Here is an 18,733-nt window from a genome sequence, read left to right as displayed (position 1 = left end):
GCTGAGCCTTTTTGTAGTTTAAATTGGTTACCCATGAAAGGATGTCACATGAAAGAAATTATTAATATCATAAAAAATAGCCCTAGTTTTCAACCTTGGTTGTCGACTAGTCAGCAGCTATCATCTCAACTAATTTTAGGCTTGTCTGGGTCAGCTAAGCATTTGGCTCAAGCAGCCCTCTTTGAAACGCTCAAGGTGCCAGTCATGATTATCACGCCAACGCAGCTCCAAGCCGTTCATGCGTTTGAGGAATTGCAGGCTTGGTTTCCACAGGAACAGGTACATTTATTTTCTGCCGAGGAGTCTCTAGCTGCCGAAATGGCCTTTGTATCGCCAGAAATCCGTAGTCAACGAGTAGAGGCTTTGCAATTTTTAAGAGATAAGAAGCCAGGTTTTATAGTGCTTTCTTTAGCTGCTCTGAGAAAAAGATTGGTGCCTGCTTCCGTTTGGGATGACTTTTCCCTAAGCTTACAGTTAGGCAGTCAAGTACCATCCATTGAGCATATGAGTCAACAATTAAGCCAAATGGGTTACCGTCGAGAAAGTATGGTAGCCGCACCGGGGGAGTACTCTGTTAGAGGAAGCATCATTGACGTTTACTCCATCCATCAAGACCACCCGTATAGAATTGATTTGTTCGATATTGAAGTAGATTCCTTAAGAACCTTTGATGTAGAAAATCAACGCTCGATTGAGAATCTGAAAGAAATTCACATACTGCCAGCCGATGAATTACCTATCAGTAAAGAAGCTCTTTTGACAGCAGCACCTAACATTGAGGCTCAGATTGATAAGGAAACCTCTCGTATCAAGGACCAAAATGTCAAAGAACTGGTTATGGCTAACAAAAAATCTCTACTAGAGCAATTGCAAGCCCAAGAAATTGTCAACAATGCCCACTGGTGGTTGGATCTCATCTACCCAGAAAAGACCAGTATCTTGGATTACTTTTCTGAAGAGGGACATGTCGTAATCGATGATTTTGCTCGTATTATGGAGCGGGAAAGAAGCTTGTCCGAAGAAGAGGCACATTGGTTGATGATGAAACAAAGTCAAGGAGTCGTTATCAATAAGGAAGCTTTTGCTGTACCTATTAAAGACATTCTAAAAGACAGCCGGCAAGCTAAAACCTATTTTGCACTCTTTCAAAAAGGCCTAGGCAATAAGCGGTTTGACGCAGTTCACAATATTAGCTACCGTGCTATGACTCAATTTTTCTCACAGATGCCACTCGTTAAAGTGGAGTTTGACCGCTGGAAAAAGCAAAAACTTAGTGGATTTGTCGTGGTTTCTGACGCTAAACGAGCGCGGAAGGTAGAGCAAACGTTCAATGATTTCCAGATTGATGTCATAATTAGCGATCAAAAAGAGGTTAGATTACATCAAATACAAATCATTGTGGGTTCCATTCAAAGTGGTTTTGAGCTACCAAAAGATAAAGTTTTCATGATTAACGAAAGAGAATTGTTCAATCGAATAACCAAGAAAACACCTAAAGCGCAAAAAATATCCAATGCGGAGCGCCTAAAAAGTTATACAGAGTTGGCAGTTGGGGACTATGTTGTCCATGTCAATCATGGTATAGGAAAATACCAAGGAATGGAAACTTTAGAAATTAATGGTGTTCACCAAGATTATATTTCTATCCATTACAAGGATGGCGGTAATCTATTTGTTCCCATCACTCAGATAAAATTGGTTCAAAAATATGTCTCTTCTGATGCCAAAGAACCAAAAATTAATAAATTAGGTAGCAGTGATTGGAATAAAACCAAGCGGAAAGTTGCAGCTAAAATTGAAGATATTGCCGACGATTTGATTCAATTATATGCCAAGAGAGATTCTGAAAAGGGCTATGCTTTTTCTAAGGATATTCCTGAACAGAAGGAATTTGAAGATGAATTCCCTTATTCGGAAACAGATGACCAGCTACGAAGTGTGGCCGAAATCAAAGGAGATATGGAAAAAGATAGACCTATGGACCGACTATTGGTTGGAGACGTAGGCTATGGTAAAACGGAAGTAGCCCTGCGCGCCATGTTTAAGGCTTTGGCCGATGGGAAGCAAGCGGCTATTCTAGTTCCAACAACCATTTTGGCAGAACAGCATTATGAGAATTTTGTTCAACGGTTTGCTAACTATCCATTTTCTGTAGGACTCTTGAGTCGTTTTAGAACCAAGAAGCAACAAGAAGAAACCATAGCTGACCTTAAGGCTGGACGTGTGGATGTGGTTGTTGGAACGCATCGACTCTTGTCTAAAGATGTCCAATTTTTGGATCTAGGCCTCTTAGTCATCGATGAAGAACAACGATTTGGGGTTAGACATAAGGAAAGACTAAAACAATTGAAAACGCAAGTTGATGTCCTAACCTTAACGGCAACCCCAATTCCTAGAACCTTGCACATGTCCATGTTAGGGGTCAGAGATTTGTCTGTTATCGAAACGCCGCCTGCCAATCGTTATCCGGTTCAAACTTATGTCATGGAGCAGGATAATTTGACCATCAGAGATGGGATTGAAAGAGAGATGGCTCGTGGTGGACAGGTCTTCTATCTCTACAATCGGGTGGATACCATTGAACGAAAAGCTGACGAAATCAGGCAGCTAGTTCCCGGCGTACGTGTAGGAGTCGCACACGGTCAAATGACGGAGACTAGTTTAGAAAATATTCTGTATCAATTTATTGAAGGAGAATTTGATGTTCTAGTCACCACGACCATCATTGAAACAGGGGTAGATATTGCCAATGTCAACACCCTTTTTGTAGAGAATGCCGACCGTATGGGCTTGTCTCAGCTCTATCAATTAAGGGGACGTGTTGGAAGGACTAACCGTGTCGCTTATGCCTACCTCATGTACCAAGCAAACAAGATTTTAACGGAGGTCAGCGAGAAAAGACTACAAGCCATGAAGGACTTTACCGATCTAGGTTCTGGTTTCAAGATTGCTATGCGTGATCTATCTATTCGTGGTGCCGGAAACCTACTAGGTCAGCAACAACACGGCTTTATTGACTCTGTCGGATTTGATTTGTTCTCCGAAATGCTGAATGAGGCTGTCCTGAAGAAACAAGGCAAGCCAAGAGACAGAAGACAAGATGAGTTGGTTGAGATTGACTTGGCCATTGATGCCTACTTGCCAAGTACCTACATTCAAGATGAGCGCCAAAAAATTGAGATCTATAAACGGATTCGTTCCATTGAAAACGAGGAAGCCTACTCTACACTACTGGATGATTTGATTGACCGGTTCGGAGAGTTTCCTGACCAAGTTGCTGATCTAGTAGAAATTGGTATGATTAAAACACTGGCAGAAGAAGTTGGAATTCGCTCCATTAAACGTGTGAAGCAATCTCTTACCTTAATATTTACAGGCCCCAATGCTGCTAAATTAGAAGGGGCTGCCATCTTTGAAGCCCTATCTTCTATCAAGCAAGCGGCACAAGTGACAAAATCCAATGATGAATTAAGCGTCTTAATCAATATTTCTAATTTGGAAACAGACCAGTGGTTACGAGTGCTTAAAACCTTTATTAAGGCCTGCTACGCTATTTTATTTAAGGAAGATGAGTAGGCAGATTTATAAAAATCTTACTGAAATCAGTGATTTCTAGCCTTATGTCAATGGTATAATAAAGAAAAATCAGTGAGGAGGAAAGTTCTTGGAAAAGAAATCAGGCGATAATCAATCAGTCAAATTCTTAATGCAAGGGGCTTTACTGCTTTCTATAGCGGGTTTTATTGCTAAAATTCTTAGTGCCGTTTACCGTGTTCCTTTTCAGAACATGGTGGGCAATACTGGTTTTTATGTTTACCAACAAGTGTATCCCATTTATGGAATAGGCATGACCCTAGCCTTGTCTGGCTTTCCAGTGTTCTTCTCCAATTTGATAGCTGAACAACATGGTGGGCAAAAGATTGCTTCTATTATTAAACATGGTTTTCTCTTGTTGTCTGTACTAGCATTAGTCATCTTCCTTAGTCTCTATACCTTTGCAGCCCAGATTGCCTTTTGGATGGGAGACGCTCAGTTAACCCCAGTTATTCAAAGTGTGTCATGGATGTTTTTACTAATGCCTTTCTTAGTTTTAGTTAGAGGTTACTTCCAAGGTAGCTTTCGCATGATGCCAACCGCTATTTCTCAAGTAGTAGAACAGCTTGTTCGGGTAGCCGTCATCTTGATAGCCGCTGGGATTTTTACCAAAGTAGGTGGCGATGTCTACCAGATGGGCGGTTGGGCTATGTCCAGTGCTACAATTGCCGCTTTAGCAGCTAGTTTGATTTTACTTTATTTTGTGCGCCAAGAGAGAGCTCTCCTTATGGAACAAGAAAATTCTTGGTTAACCCATAAGGAATCAGCCGCTTATTCATGGAGGATATTGATTAGACGTTTAATTGTCGAAGGTGGGACCATTTGTCTCTTGAGCTCCATTTTGGTTCTCTACCAACTCATTGACTCCTTTACTGTCTTTAATGGACTGCTTGAACAAGGCTTACTAGCAGATATGGCTAAAAATTTAAAGGGTATTTATGACAGGGGACAGCCTTTGGTACAGTTGGGTTTAGTCGTTGGTGTTGGCTTTTCGTCTTCTTATATGCCACTGATGAGTCGTGCATATTCTCAGGGAAATATGGCTGAAGTCAAACAAAGTGCCAAATCCTTATTACGGATGACCATGGCTTTTTCAACAACTGCAACAATAGGGATTATTGCTATCTTACCACGTTTAAACCACATGCTCTTTGGAGATATGCAGGGAAATGCTGCTTTGAGCGTCTATGTTCTTAGCATCTGGCTAGCTTCCATGATGCTGGCCTACCATGGTATTCTTCAAAGTATTAACCAATACCGCATTACTTTGATGGGGCTGGCTATTGGTCTATTGGTCAAATTACTTTTGAACCAACTCTTCGTGGTTGATATGGGGACTCTAGGAGCTAGTTTGATTACTGTGCTTGGGCTAACCATTATGTTACTCTTTATGTATGGGCTCACACCAAGCTTTGTCAAAGGAAGTCTTAGACCTAATAAATTCATTCGCAAACTACTTTTCGGTAACTTCCTACTTTTTTTAGTTGTTGGAATCCTTAATCTAGGACTGAATGTTGCTTTTCCGAATGGTTTATCAAGAGGGATGGATTCTCTCATGGTCTTTCTTCAAGTGATAGTTGGATTGATGACATTTTTAGTCTATGCTGTTAGAAGTGACCTCTTTACCCAAGGAGAATGGGCCTCTATACCAAAAGGAAAGACCATTTACAAGCGACTATCAAAGGAACAATAAAAAATAATCTACAATAGAAAGAAGGATAAACATGAGATTAGATAAATATTTGAAAGTTTCTCGCTTAATTAAAAGAAGAACCGTGGCTAAAGAAGTAGCAGATAAAGGACGTATTTTGCTTAATGGACAAGTAGCCAAATCTTCTTCGACTGTCAAAGTTGGCGACCAATTGACGATCCAATTCGGCAATAAGGTAGTAACCGTACGTGTTGAAGCTCTCTTAGACTCCACCCGTAAAGAAGATGCCAAGGAAATGTTTACCATACTAGAAGAAACTTACAAAAATAATGATGAAAAAGTATAGAAAGCAATAGACTTTTACAAGTCATTCTTGCTATACTTTCAATAGGAACCAAAAATAAAGCATGTGTAAAAAAGTGAGGCGATCATTGTGAACCAAAGACAAACAAATAAATCCGTCACAGTGATAAATGAGGATTTTGTAAAGAAAACAAAAAAGGCTAGTGGAACGAAGAGGATTGGTTTCATAGCATGGAAATCATCTTCATTAGGAAAAGCGTTGGCTGTTGCTCTTGTATTGGCGATTAGTGCTGTTTTTCTTGTGCAGATTGCCAATCAATTAATTCAGTTGAATACCATCAACCAAAGTATTGTTGAGGCAGAAGCGAAAGTCAAAGCAGCCCAAGAGAAGAAAGTTGCTCTGACGCAACAAGTGGAGCTACTCCAAAATCCAGAATATGTTGCCAAACTAGCTCGAAGTGAGTATTACCTCAGTAAAAAAGGTGAAATCATCTTCAGCTTACCAGAGGATTTGGCTTCCAATCGTTCAAAGCCTGAGGCAAAAGGTCAGTCTTCAAACCAATGATTGACAACAAAATCACTAAAAGAACAGTAGAAAGATCAAAGAGCAATAGTATTTAAAACCTATTGTTGCTATAATAATGGTTACAAACAAACAAGGAGGAACGCTTTTTTTATGTCAATTGAGGTAGGAAATATTTTACCAGGAAAAGTTACAGGGATTACAAATTTTGGAGCATTTATCGATTTAGGAGACAGAAAAACTGGATTAGTTCATATCAGTGAGGTGTCTGATTCGTATATTAAAGATATTAAAGATGTACTAACAGTTGGTGACGAAGTACAAGTTAGGGTTATGACAGTTGCTGCAGATGGAAAGATTAGTCTATCAATCCGACGTGCTGTTGATAAACCAGCTGAAGAAACCAAACCACAAAGGACTTATAATAAACCAGCTCCAACTCGTAGTTCTGAATCTCAAGGACAAAGAAAGCCATCATTTTCATCAAATCATTCAAAACCAAACTTCTCAGGCTCAAAATCTTCTCCAGCACTTGCTAAATCAGATGATTTTGATTCATTGATGAGCGCCTTTTTAAAGGATAGTGATGATCGACTAACCTCGTTAAAACGTAGTACCGAAGGAAAACGTGGTGGGCGTGGCGGTCGTCGTTCATAATATTGGTGATGAATAACTAAAACTAAGTATATTAAACAGTCAGGATCTGGGACCTAGGTCCCAGATCCCATTTTTATGAATAATTAGTATCTTTTGCATAGGAGGGAGAACGTGCCAGAGCAAAGAAGTTTAGAAAAAACTTTCCAAGAAACGGTCTACAGCTTATTAGAAAAAGATACCGCTCCAACGTTTGTTCTAGCTGTTTCTGCAGGCGTAGATTCTATGGTTCTCCTAGAATTATTTCAACGAATGGCTCAAAAAGAGTCAAGAATAGAGTTTGTTGTGGCCTATGTGAACCATCAACTTCGTCAGGAATCTCAAGCCGAGGAAGAATTGGTCTCAGACTATTGTCGGGCCAATAACATCAAACTCTATGCAACAAAATGGCATGAAGGCAAAACCGTTGCGGTGGGGATTGAAGAAGCTGCTAGAAATTTTCGCTATGACTGGTTTGAGCAAGTAATGAATCATTGTCAGGCTAAGTATGTGGTAACCGCTCATCATTGTGATGACCAAGTGGAAACCATCTTAATGAAGTTAATTCGAGGCAGCCGACTATCAGCACTTACGGGTATGCCCAAGAAAAGAAACTTTGCCAAGGGTTACTTAATCAGACCATTTTTAGGACTTTCCAAAGACGATATTTATGCATTTGCTTTGCAAGAAGGTGTCAAGTACTTGGAGGATAGTTCTAATCAAGAACTAGTTTATCAACGAAATCGAGTCCGATTAAAACTTCTGCCACAAATAAAGAAAGAAAATCCACAGTTTCAAGACCACTTGCTTGGCTTTTCTGATGACCTATCTGATACTTTGGAAGTTCTTCAACCAATCATAAGAGAAAAAGAAAAAGAATTCATTCAACCATTTGAGGATGGGTGGGTGATTGACTGGCAAGGCTGGCAGAGGGACTTGTCCTTGGCTTGGCAGAGATTGGTCTTGAGCTACTTTTTTGAGCAAGAATTTCACGCAAAAGGAATTTTTATTAAAGGAAAGCAAGTCAAATCGGCCTTGAGCCTGATGGAAAGTGATCGCCCACAAGCTATAATAGCCCTTACTAGTCAATGGCAACTGCGCCGAACCTATCAAAAGCTCTATATTGAAAGGGTGGGATCAGAAGCTTCTAGTTATTTTTCTGAACAGGAACTTTTAGTGACTGTTCCTGGTGAATACATTTTGAATGAGAATGAAAAGCTCTCTATTATAGAAGTAACGGATTCTCTTCAGATCAAAGAAGGCTTGAATAGTTTTCAGGTAAATCGGTCACAGTTGCCTTTGACCATTCGTCACCGTAAGTCTGGTGACTTGCTACAAATAGGGGTTAACCCGCCAATGCATCAAAGTCTTAAGCGTTGGTTTATTAATCAAAAAATCCCTAAGGACTTAAGGGATAAAATCTGGTTGGTGGAAGATTGTCAGCAAAATATTGTTGCGCTATTGGGATACAGAACATTTCAATTGTCGCTAAAAGAAGAAACTGATAGAATATTTGTAAACTATCGAAATCATGCAAAGCATGACTAGAAAACTAATAATGAGGTGTATGATGTTAATTCATGATATGGAAGAAATTTTAGTAAATGAGGAAGAGTTACGTGAGACAATTCAAAAGTTAGGGAAACAATTGACGGAAGATTATAAAGACAAAAATCCTATCGTTATCTGTATCCTTAAAGGAGCAGTATTTTTCATGACTGACATCGTTCGTGCTATGGATTGCCCATTAGAGATTGATTTTATGGATGTTAGTAGTTATGGAGATGCGTTTGAGTCTTCAGGAGAGGTAAAGATTCTCAAAGATTTAGACCAAAGTGTTAAAGGGCGCCATATTCTTTTGGTCGAAGATATTATCGATACTGGACGTACCTTGAGCCATATCGTTGAACTATTTAAGCACCGCCAAGCGGCCTCTGTTAAAATTGTAGCACTCTTGGACAAGCCTGACCGTCGTGTCGTATCCATTCGTGCTGATTATACTGGCTTGCAAGTAGCAGATAAATTCGTAGTAGGTTATGGATTGGATTATTGCCAAGGCTACCGAAATGCGCCATTTATCGGAGTTTTAAAAGAAGAAATTTATAAGTAATTTCATTCGTCAAAATTAGTCAAATATGGTATGATGGTCTGGTAAGAATTACTAAAACACTCCCAATGATTAGACAAGCCGTTATGAGTTGAGCTAAACAGTTTGATAGCTTAGGAGGTAGATAATAATAGGAGGACAAATGAAGAATAATAACAATAATAACCGTAGAAATTTATTACAAAATAGTTTTATGTATGTATTAGTATTTTTGTCGATTATTGCAGTCATATCCATGTTCACCCAAAATGGAGCAAGCAATCCGGCACAAATATCTTATACTGAATTTATTACTCAGCTTAAAGGTGGAGAAATTAAAAAGTTTCAAACACAGTTTCAAAATGGTGTCTATAATGTAGATGGTGAATACAAGGAAGCTAAAGAACGTTCAAGCTCTTCGTCTGATGCTGGGGGACTAGCTATTTTTGATAACCGTTCTACTACGACAACCACTTTTAAAACGACAATCTTACCGAATACGGATACCTTAAAAGATGTCACCGATGCAGCTGTTGCTACGAAAACAGAAATGAAAACTTTGTCTGAAAGCCAGAACAGTCTATGGGTAAGTATAGGGTTTCAAATACTTCTATATGGTGGAATTGCTGCCTTTATCTACTTTGTCTTTATGTCTAGCCAAAGCGGCCAAGGTGGACAAAGAGGGGTCATGAATTTTGGAAAGACGAAAGTAGAAGACCAAAACAAGCAAAAAATTAAAGTTCGCTTCTCTGATGTTGCTGGAGCGGAAGAAGAAAAACAAGAACTAGTCGAAGTAGTTGAATTCTTAAAAGATCCACGTCGTTTCACCGCCCTTGGAGCACGAATTCCTGCGGGTGTTCTTCTAGAAGGACCTCCAGGGACAGGTAAAACCCTTTTAGCCAAAGCAGTAGCTGGCGAAGCAGGCGTGCCATTCTATTCTATTTCAGGTTCTGAATTCGTTGAAATGTTTGTCGGTGTCGGAGCGTCTCGTGTGCGTGATTTGTTTGATAATGCCAAGAAAAATGCTCCTGCCATCATTTTCATTGATGAAATCGATGCTGTTGGACGTCAACGTGGTGCCGGTATGGGTGGTGGACACGATGAACGTGAACAAACATTGAACCAATTGTTGGTTGAGATGGATGGTTTCCAAGGGAACGAAGGCATCATTGTTATTGCGGCTACCAACCGTTCAGATGTTTTAGACCCAGCGCTATTACGTCCAGGCCGTTTTGACCGTCAAATTTTAGTTGGCCGTCCAGACGTTAAGGGCCGTGAAGCCATTCTGAAAGTTCATGCACGCAATAAAAAATTGGCTCCAAATGTTGATTTGAAAGTTGTAGCACAACAAACACCAGGATTTTCTGGTGCTGAATTAGAAAATTTATTAAACGAAGCGGCTTTAGTTGCTGCTAGACGTGATAAAAAAGTGATCGATGCACTGGATATTGATGAGGCTCATGATAGAGTGATCGCTGGTCCAGCAAAACGTGACCGTGTTATCAGTAAACGCGAACGTGAAATGGTAGCCTACCACGAAGCGGGGCATACTGTAGTTGGTATGGTCTTGAGTGACGCACGTGTTGTTCATAAGGTAACCATTGTCCCTCGTGGACGTGCAGGCGGTTATGCTATTATGTTACCAAGAGAAGATCGTTTCTTGATGACCAAGAATGAATTGTTAGATCAAGTAGTCGGGCTATTAGGTGGCCGTGTGGCTGAAGAATTGATCTTTAACGAACAAACCACAGGGGCTAGCAATGACTTTGAACAAGCGACTGGTATCGTTCGTTCTATGGTAACAGAGTACGGAATGGTTGATGAATTAGGAACTGTTCAATATGAAGGTAACCATCAAGTTTTTGTTGGACGTGATTACAACCAAACGAAAGTCTACTCAGACCAAGTTGCTTTTGAGATTGACAATGCTGTTCGTCAACTGATGAAGGAAGCGCATGACAAAGCATACAAGATTCTAAGTGAGCATTCAGACCAATTGAAACTCATTGCTGAAAAATTACTTGAATTAGAAACCTTGGATGAAAAAGCAATTGCTTCATTATTTAATACAGGAAAGATGCCTGTTGAGAATACGACTGATTATCCAAGTGAGGCTGAAGCGACTAGTTTCGAGCAAGCCAAAGAAGCTTTGGAAAAGAAAGAAGCGAAACGCTTAGCTGAAGAGGAGAAAGCTTTAGAAGAAAGAAACGTGTCAGAAAAATCTTCTGATTCTAAGGAAGACTCTTCTAAAACAGAGTCACATCACGCTTCAGGTAGAAATGCTCATGTGGTTCAAGAAGGTCATGACCATCATGAGTCACATACCAAAGAGGAAGAGAATCATGCTAATGATGTCTTTGACAGAGATGATGATTTCTTCGATAGAAAAGATGATACAGAAAAATAATCTATAAAGAAAAAAGAGGAGTGTAGCGGAAGGAAACTTTTGGCACATTTCTCTTTTTTTAAAGAAAGAAGGGTAATAATGTCAGATTACATGACGAAAGTTTTAGCGTTTCATGGGCAAGTAAAAGCAGTTGCTCTTGTGGCGACAGAATCAATCTCTACAGCACAAAAAAAACATGATACATGGAGTGCCGCAACAGCTGCCTTAGGTCGGACACTAATTGGAACAACCTTACTTGCCTCTAGTTTAAAAGATCAAGAAAGAATTTCTGTTCAAATTCATGGTAATGGCTTAGGTGGTAAGATTTTTACGGATGCGAATGGACAAGGGGATATGCGTGGCTACATTTCTAATCCTCATGTTTCTTTACCGCTTAACGAGCAAGGGAAATTGGATGTGCGTACAGTTGTTGGGGATAGAGGAACCATGACCGTTATCAAAGATTTAGGTATGCGGGAACCATTTTCCGGTCAGATACCCATTGTTGATGGGGAATTGGGGGCGGATTTTACTTATTATATGGCTGTTTCTGAACAGATTAATGGATCTATGGGGCTGTCTGTTTTGGTTAACTCAGATGAATCAGTCCGTGCTGCTGGAGGCTTTATGATACAATTAATGCCAGGAGTGACAGAAGAAACAATCGTAGAAATCGAAAAATGTTTATCAGATATTCCTATGATTTCCAGTCTACTTGACCAAGAAGCTAGTCCGGAAGATTTGTTGGACCGCTTGTTAGGCAAAGAGAATATTCAACCTTTGGAAACCATGCCAGTTCAGTTTAACTGTTCTTGTACTAGAGACAAATTTAGTTCAGGCTTGATTGCCATTGGTGAAGAAGAGTTGAAACGTCTAGTGGATGAAGACCATGGAGCAGAAGTCGTATGTCACTTCTGTTCTGAAAAGTTTTTCTACAGTAATGAAGATTTGTTAGATTTAATAGAAGAAATTCGTCAACAAAAACTACAAGCATAAGAGGTGACAAGGTGAGTCGTAAAATCGAGAAAAGAGCTTTCCCTAATTATGACAGTCAAAAAGAAGAAGATTATTTGGTGGATATGGCAAAAAAGGGTTGGAGATTTGCCAACTATGATGAGATGGGTTACCATTTCGAATCAGATCAGGCACAGGACAGACAGTATATTGTTGAATATTTCTTAGAGACCTTACCTAATGACGGTATTGAATTCTATAAACAGCAAGGGTTTCTGCTAGATGCTTACTACCAATCTGCAAAAGGTGGAGCTTGGTACTATTTTAGTCGTCCGTTTTCTGAGGTGGATATTGAACGCAATCAGTCAGATCGCAAAAATATGATTCAAGCTATTATCAAACGAGTAGAGTGGTTTGGTTTTGGTATCTGTATTGCCTTACTGTTTTTGGCAAGTTATCTTTATTCTAGGGAACAAAATCCAGTTTATTTGTTGGTCATTATTGGAGATAGTGCTTTAGGCATCTTTTTATTGTCTGTTTATCAAAAAATGAAAAAACAACTAAGAATAATTAATAAATGAAGTAAATTTTTACTAATAGTTTACCTTATAAATTAGTGAGAAAATCATAGAAAACGCCTATGTGATGCTGCTTGGATTCACAAAGGCGTTTTTTATTTGTAACATAATCAAAATATCCTCTTGACGAAATCGGTTACAAATGGTAAATTATATCTAACTAGTAGTAAACGTTTTACTAGACAAAACGAAAAGGAGAAAAATAGGATGAAGAAACTATGGAAGATTGTTGCGTTTATGTTCGTATCAATTGTTTTAGTAGCATGTGGCAACACAGGTGGAGGAACAGCCAGCTCAAGTACTGAATCGGGTACAGGTACTGCAGAAGGTAAAACATACAATGTCGGCGTTGCAATTTACAAATTTGACGATAACTTCATGACACTATATCGTGAAGAACTAGCTGCATATTTCAAAAAATTGGGTGAAGAAACTGGGAATAAATATGTCTTAGATATCCAAGATGGTAAACAAGACCAAGCAACACAAACAGAACAAATCAATAACTTTATTAACCAAAAGAAAGATGTTATTTTGGCTAACTTAGTGGACCCAACAGCTGCAGGAGCTATTATTAACCTTGCTAAAGCTGCTGAAATTCCAGTTGTATTAATCAACCGTGAACCAGAAGTTGCAGAACTAGAAATCTGGCCAGGTAAAACGACTTATGTTGGTGCTGATGCAACACAATCAGGAACTTTCCAAGGTGAAATGATTGCTGCAACAAGCAACAAAGGTGACATCAATGGTGACGGAACAGTTAACTACATCACTCTATTCGGAGATCCAGCTAACGTAGATGCACAACAACGTACTGCTTTCTCAGTTAAAGCTTTAGACGATGCAGGAATCAAAAAAGAAGCTTTAGCAGAACCATATTTAGCTAACTGGGACACAGCTAAGGGACAAGAAGTTACTGCTGCTGCTTTGGAACAATTTGGCAACAAATTAGAAGTTGTATTTGCTAACAACGATGGTATGGCAGTTGGGGCTGTTACAGCGATTGAAGCTGCTGGCCGTAAAGTAAATGAAGATATCTATGTAGTTGGTGTTGATGCGATTCCAGATGCTATCAACCTATTAGAAAAAGGTAGATTAACAGGTACAGTATTGAATGACCACTTCAACCAATCTCATACAGCAGCAGATGTTGCCGTTAAATTAATGAATGGTGAAGATGCTGAGGCTTACTACTGGATCAACTATGTTAAAGTTACTAAACCAGAAGAAGCTGAATTAAAACCAGCTACTGCTAAAACTGAAACTACTGAAGCAATCAAGGTTCGTTATGCAGAACGTGACAAAGCGTTAAACAACTAATGTCAAACTACTAAAACGTTATTACTAGAAAAACAAATGTTAAACATAAGCATATCTTTTTATGTGATATGAGAGCACGAATGATTACTGTGTAGCCTGATAACCAAGGTTGCAACTTCCTCTGATTATTATAGGCACAAGAAGAAGTTGGCTCAGTGGTTTATGGTTAATAAAGTCTTTCTTTATTAACCATCGGATCATCGCTATTTATCAGTGTCATTTGTGTTTTATTTTGTTAGAAGGTAAAAGAATTTGACATAGTACAAGATAGGGAGTGGCTAAATGAGTGAATATATTTTACAGATGAAAAATATCACCAAAACATTTCCAGGTGTGAAAGCCTTAGACAACGTTAGTCTAAACCTAAGACCAGGAACCGTTCATGCACTTATGGGTGAAAACGGTGCTGGGAAATCAACACTGATGAAATGTTTGTTTGGAATCTACCATAGAGATCAAGGTACCGTTATTTTTGACGGGCAAGAAGTTGATTATAAGGATTCAAAAGAAGCTATCAATGCAGGAATTTCAATGATTCATCAAGAGTTGCAGCCAATTCGTATGATGACCATTGCAGAGAATGTATTTTTAGGCAACTACCCATTGACGAAATTTAAAACGGTGGATCATGGCAAGATGAATGAAAACACCAAAGCTCTACTAAAAGAAGTTGGTTTGGTTGTGGATCCGAAAACGTTGCTAAACGATTTAACTGTTTCTCAAATGCAGTCTGTGGAAATTGCCAAAGCGATTTCTCATAATGCACGTATCGTAATTATGGATGAACCAACATCCTCCTTAACCAGTTCAGAAGTAGAAAAGCTATTTGAAATTATTGAAAGTCTAAAAGCAAAGAACATTGGAATTATTTATATATCTCATAAGATGGACGAAATCTTACGCATCTCTGACGATATTACGATTATGCGAGATGGGCAGTACGTAGGAACTTGGCCAGCTGAAGAAATGACCAAAGCAAAAATTATTTCGGCAATGGTGGGGCGTGAATTGACCAGCTTATTCCCACCGAAAACCAATGCGCCTAGCGAAAAAGTTATCTTAAAAGTTGAAGATATGACATCACCAAATCCCTTGTCCTTTAAACATGCAAACTTCGAACTCTATCAAGGTGAAATCCTTGGAGTAGGAGGGCTAGTTGGAGCGCAACGAACAGAGTTGATGGAAGCTCTATTTGGAATGAGGAAACTTGAGTCTGGTAAGATTTTTATCAGAGGAAAAGAAGTGAGCATTAATACCCCTTCGGATGCCATTGCAAATAAGATAGCTTTGGTGACTGAAGACCGTCGTTATAATGGCATATTTGGTGTATTGTCTATTACAGATAATACCTCCATAGCTGCTTTAAAGGGCTTCACTAGTAAGGTGGGTATCATCAATGAAAAAGAGGTTAATAAAGTCGTTGATGAAAATGTGGCAAGATTACGTGTTAAAACGCCAAGTAACAAAACAAAAATTGAGAGTTTATCTGGAGGAAATCAACAAAAGGTTATCTTGTCCAGATGGTTGGCAAATAGCCCAGATATTCTAATCTTGGATGAGCCGACTCGAGGGATTGACGTAGGTGCAAAATATGAAATCTACCAAATCATCAATGATTTAGCCGCAGAAGGTAAGAGTATCATTATGATTACCTCAGAAATGTCAGAACTACTAGGTGTCAGCGACCGAATCATGGTTATGTGTGAAGGCCGAGTATCTGGTTTCCTAGATAGAGAAGAAGCTTCTCAAGAAGCAGTAATGACGCTAGCAACGAAGTTTATGTAACAAGGTGCGAGAGATGGCGTTTATACCCGACAGAAATTTAGGAAATTCCACGGAAGCCTCAAAGAGGCAGTAGGGAATTTATCTAATTTCCGAGAGTATGCCAACTCGAGCCTAATTAACACAAGGTGCGAGAGATGGCGTTTATACCCGACAGAAATTTAGGAAATTCCACGGAAGCCTCAAAGAGGCAGTAGGGAATTTATCTAATTTCCGAGAGTATGCCAACTCGAGCCTAATTACACAAGATGTGAGGGGTGGCGTACAGAGGTGACAGAATTTTAGGGAATTTTACGGAAGTCTCAAAGAGACTGTAGAAAATTCATCTAAATTCCGAACCACTGCCAACCCGAACTCAATTAAACCCCATAACCAATACTCGACTAACGATTAAGGAGGAATTACTATGGCTCAAGTAGTAACGCCAAGTAAGAAAAAATTCAATTTATCAGAATTTCTAACACAGAATTCAATGTATATCGTTGTTATTGCAATGATTCTTTATACTGGATTAACGCAAGATAACTTCTTTACCATCGGAAATGCATCCAATATCATGGCCAATACCTCTGTACGATTTATTATCGCTTTAGGTGTTTCTGGTTGTTTAATTATCAGAGGTACTGACCTTTCAGCGGGACGTATTGTAGGTTTAACAGCAATCGTAACGGCAACCTTAGTTCAACAACCAGATTTTGTGGGTAAATTTTTCCCTGACCTACCAGACTTCCCAATTATTGTGCCTTTATTTGTGGCATTAGCAGTGGGTGGAGTTTTAGGCCTAATGAACGGAATAGTAATTGCTTTCCTAAAGGTACCGCCATTCTTGGCAACTTTAGGGGCGCAAATTATGATTTATGGATTTGTATTAATTTACTCTCAAAGTAAACCAATCGGGACGTTTAAACCAGAATTCATTCAATTAGGACAAGGAAAGATTGCTGGTTTAATCCCTTATATTGCTATTATTGCAGCAATTGTTGGTATTTTAATGTGGATTCTTTACAATAAAACTCGTTATGGAAAATATATGTATGCTATTGGTGGGAATGAGAATGCTGCAGAAGTTTCCGGGGTAAATGTTAGTTTTTCAAAAGTAAAAATCTTTGCCTTAGCTGGTATTTTGTATGGCTTGGCTGGTTACTTGCTTTCAGCTAAAACTGGATCAGCTGGAGCTGGTGCAGGGATGGGATATGAGTTAGATGCTATCGCTTCTGCAACTATTGGTGGCGTATCAACAGCTGGTGGACAAGGTACAGTTCCAGGTATCCTATTAGGGGTATTCGTCTTTGAATTATTGAAAGTTTGTTTGACCTATTTAGGAGTAACACCAGATATGACCAACGTGATTCAAGGTATTGTTATTATCGTAGCAGTTGCTTTGGATATCCGTAAAACAATGGTTAAAAAATAAAAAAACACTAGAAAACCAGAGTATAAGCTTTGGTTTTCTTAGGTTTTGTCTTAAACTAGTTAGTGTAAAGGGGTGAGGAAATGGCGACTCTAAAAGATATAGCTGAGTTAGTTGGCGTATCAACTGCTACAGTTTCACGTGTATTAAACTATGATGAAACGTTGTCGGTTGCCGAGACAACTAAAAAGAAAATTTTTAAAGCAGCCAGTGAATTGAATTATCAAAAAACTAGCAAACGAAGCCAACGTTCTGATAAGAAAATTGCCATTGTACAGTGGTATACAGAAACGGAAGAATTAGATGATATCTTCTACTACACCATTCGTTTAGGCGTTGAACGGCAGGCTGAAGAAGAAGGTTACCGTGTCGTTCGTGTGTTTCATAGTGTAGACCTAGGTAATGAAAAAGATTTGTTAGGCATTATAGCTATTGGTAAATTTTCAGCCAACCAAATTGAGCAGTTGAAAAAGTACCACCAAAATATCTGTTTTGTTGATTTTGATGCCTTGTCGCAAAATCTTGACAGTGTTGTTATTGACTTTGAAACGGCCGTTAGAACAGTAGGGAGCTACTTTGTTGAACATGGTCACGAAGCAATTGGCTTTATCGGAGGAGAAGAAGTCTATTCAGATGGAAGTCCAGTTCCGGTTGATCCAAGAGAAACTTTCTTTAAACAATACCTCAAGGAACAAGGTTTATACCAAGAGCAATTCTTCTATAAAGGGAATTTTAATGTTCAATCCGGCCAAGAAATGATGGAGGCAGCTATTAATCAACACGGTGAACAGTTACCGACAGCCTTTTTTGCAGCCAATGACCCAATCGCTATTGGTGCCATTCGTGCCTTAAAAGCAGCTAATATTGCTGTGCCACAACGGGTTAGTATTATAGGGTTTAACGATATTTCTACTGCCCAATATGTAGACCCGGCTTTATCCACGGTACGTATTTATACTGAACGTATGGGTGAGATGGCGGTTCATCTTTTGCTTCGTCAGATTTCCTATGGGCAAAATGGAGGCATTATTGCACAGAAATTAACTATTTCGACCGAGTTAGTGATTCGCGAGTCTAGTCAATAGTTGCTGGACAAAAAGTCCATAATGACTAATATTTATTTTTTTAAAGCACAAAAGAGTTTTGCGAAAATCTTACCAGAAATGAGAACGGTGGCACCGCCGTGAGCCAAGGTCTCACTGGCTTAGCTGTCTACGTGGCTGTAATCGGCGAAAGCGCCAAACATCCACTGTACGCCAGCTATGCTTTACACCGTTATTTCTGGTAAGATTTTCGCAAAACTCTTTTGTTTGAATAGCAGTCTTGACTTTTTGCCCAGCCCCTTACAGATACGTAGTCAGCTAAGCCGAAAGACCAAGGCTTTCGGCGGTGCCATCGTTCCCATTTCCGGTCTACTTCTGAGCAACTCTTTTGTGATATAAACCGTTTTTTACTCGTTACTGATGTATGATCCAGCTGCTACTAAACTTATTTTGTACAATTAAGCCATTT

At 39.3% G+C, this 18,733-nt stretch carries 14 protein-coding genes; all 14 read left to right on the top strand.

Annotation, left to right across the window (positions count from 1 at the left end; genetic code table 11):
- Positions 1-48: 48 nt before the first annotated feature.
- Positions 49-3,576: a transcription-repair coupling factor gene (gene mfd / locus NPA36_RS03710; protein ID WP_256944756.1), complete on the top strand. Its 3,528-nt coding sequence runs from the start codon at positions 49-51 to the stop codon at positions 3,574-3,576.
- Positions 3,577-3,664: 88 nt separating this feature from the next.
- On the top strand, positions 3,665-5,287 hold the full coding sequence (locus NPA36_RS03705; RefSeq protein WP_256944755.1) for a putative polysaccharide biosynthesis protein: 1,623 nt from the start codon (positions 3,665-3,667) through the stop codon (positions 5,285-5,287).
- 31 nt (positions 5,288-5,318) lie between these two features.
- Complete coding sequence (locus NPA36_RS03700; protein WP_256944754.1) at positions 5,319-5,591, top strand: RNA-binding S4 domain-containing protein; 273 nt, start codon at positions 5,319-5,321, stop codon at positions 5,589-5,591.
- 87 nt (positions 5,592-5,678) lie between these two features.
- The gene (locus NPA36_RS03695) at positions 5,679-6,113 is read left to right on the top strand and encodes an FtsB family cell division protein (RefSeq protein ID WP_256944753.1); all 435 of its coding nucleotides are present in this window, start codon (positions 5,679-5,681) and stop codon (positions 6,111-6,113) included.
- Positions 6,114-6,224: 111 nt separating this feature from the next.
- Positions 6,225-6,728 (top strand): S1 domain-containing RNA-binding protein, encoded by a 504-nt coding sequence (locus NPA36_RS03690; protein ID WP_256944752.1) that lies wholly within the window; start codon positions 6,225-6,227, stop codon positions 6,726-6,728.
- Positions 6,729-6,839: 111 nt separating this feature from the next.
- Complete coding sequence (gene tilS, locus NPA36_RS03685) at positions 6,840-8,252, top strand: tRNA lysidine(34) synthetase TilS (RefSeq protein WP_256944751.1); 1,413 nt, start codon at positions 6,840-6,842, stop codon at positions 8,250-8,252.
- 22 nt (positions 8,253-8,274) lie between these two features.
- Entirely contained in the window at positions 8,275-8,814 is a 540-nt protein-coding gene (gene hpt, locus NPA36_RS03680; protein ID WP_256944750.1) for a hypoxanthine phosphoribosyltransferase, read from the top strand.
- A 139-nt stretch (positions 8,815-8,953) separates the two neighbouring features.
- Positions 8,954-11,197 carry an ATP-dependent zinc metalloprotease FtsH gene (gene ftsH, locus NPA36_RS03675; protein ID WP_256944749.1) on the top strand — a complete coding sequence of 748 codons (2,244 nt, stop codon included), beginning with the start codon at positions 8,954-8,956 and terminating at the stop codon, positions 11,195-11,197.
- Positions 11,198-11,275: 78 nt separating this feature from the next.
- Positions 11,276-12,172 carry an Hsp33 family molecular chaperone HslO gene (hslO, locus tag NPA36_RS03670; protein WP_256944748.1) on the top strand — a complete coding sequence of 299 codons (897 nt, stop codon included), beginning with the start codon at positions 11,276-11,278 and terminating at the stop codon, positions 12,170-12,172.
- Between the two features lie 11 nt (positions 12,173-12,183).
- Complete coding sequence (locus NPA36_RS03665; protein ID WP_256944747.1) at positions 12,184-12,711, top strand: DUF2812 domain-containing protein; 528 nt, start codon at positions 12,184-12,186, stop codon at positions 12,709-12,711.
- Positions 12,712-12,915: 204 nt separating this feature from the next.
- Positions 12,916-14,028: a galactose ABC transporter substrate-binding protein gene (locus NPA36_RS03660; protein WP_256944746.1), complete on the top strand. Its 1,113-nt coding sequence runs from the start codon at positions 12,916-12,918 to the stop codon at positions 14,026-14,028.
- Positions 14,029-14,310: 282 nt separating this feature from the next.
- A complete protein-coding gene (locus tag NPA36_RS03655; protein ID WP_256944745.1) occupies positions 14,311-15,813 on the top strand; it encodes a sugar ABC transporter ATP-binding protein in 1,503 nt (500 codons plus the stop codon).
- A 403-nt stretch (positions 15,814-16,216) separates the two neighbouring features.
- Positions 16,217-17,224, top strand: coding sequence for a galactose/methyl galactoside ABC transporter permease MglC (locus tag NPA36_RS03650; protein WP_256944744.1), 1,008 nt, complete (start codon positions 16,217-16,219; stop codon positions 17,222-17,224).
- A gap of 80 nt (positions 17,225-17,304) precedes the next feature.
- Positions 17,305-18,306 carry a LacI family DNA-binding transcriptional regulator gene (locus tag NPA36_RS03645; protein WP_256944743.1) on the top strand — a complete coding sequence of 334 codons (1,002 nt, stop codon included), beginning with the start codon at positions 17,305-17,307 and terminating at the stop codon, positions 18,304-18,306.
- The last annotated feature ends 427 nt before the right edge of the window (positions 18,307-18,733 follow it).

This window comes from Granulicatella seriolae, from assembly GCF_024543085.1.
GTDB lineage: Bacteria > Bacillota > Bacilli > Lactobacillales > Aerococcaceae > Granulicatella > Granulicatella seriolae.
Note: the sequence above shows the minus strand (reverse complement) of the source record. Positions and strands in the feature narration are given on the sequence as shown.

Bases quoted from the DNA above. Each gene is read 5' to 3' on its own strand.
- mfd (WP_256944756.1), top strand. From the start codon at position 49: ATGAAAGAAATTATTAATATCATAAAAAATAGCCCTAGTTTTCAACCT.
- NPA36_RS03700 (WP_256944754.1), top strand. From the start codon at position 5,319: ATGAGATTAGATAAATATTTGAAAGTTTCTCGCTTAATTAAAAGAAGA.
- NPA36_RS03690 (WP_256944752.1), top strand. From the start codon at position 6,225: ATGTCAATTGAGGTAGGAAATATTTTACCAGGAAAAGTTACAGGGATT.
- hpt (WP_256944750.1), top strand. From the start codon at position 8,275: ATGTTAATTCATGATATGGAAGAAATTTTAGTAAATGAGGAAGAGTTA.
- ftsH (WP_256944749.1), top strand. From the start codon at position 8,954: ATGAAGAATAATAACAATAATAACCGTAGAAATTTATTACAAAATAGT.
- hslO (WP_256944748.1), top strand. From the start codon at position 11,276: ATGTCAGATTACATGACGAAAGTTTTAGCGTTTCATGGGCAAGTAAAA.
- NPA36_RS03660 (WP_256944746.1), top strand. From the start codon at position 12,916: ATGAAGAAACTATGGAAGATTGTTGCGTTTATGTTCGTATCAATTGTT.
- NPA36_RS03655 (WP_256944745.1), top strand. From the start codon at position 14,311: ATGAGTGAATATATTTTACAGATGAAAAATATCACCAAAACATTTCCA.
- NPA36_RS03650 (WP_256944744.1), top strand. From the start codon at position 16,217: ATGGCTCAAGTAGTAACGCCAAGTAAGAAAAAATTCAATTTATCAGAA.
- NPA36_RS03645 (WP_256944743.1), top strand. From the start codon at position 17,305: ATGGCGACTCTAAAAGATATAGCTGAGTTAGTTGGCGTATCAACTGCT.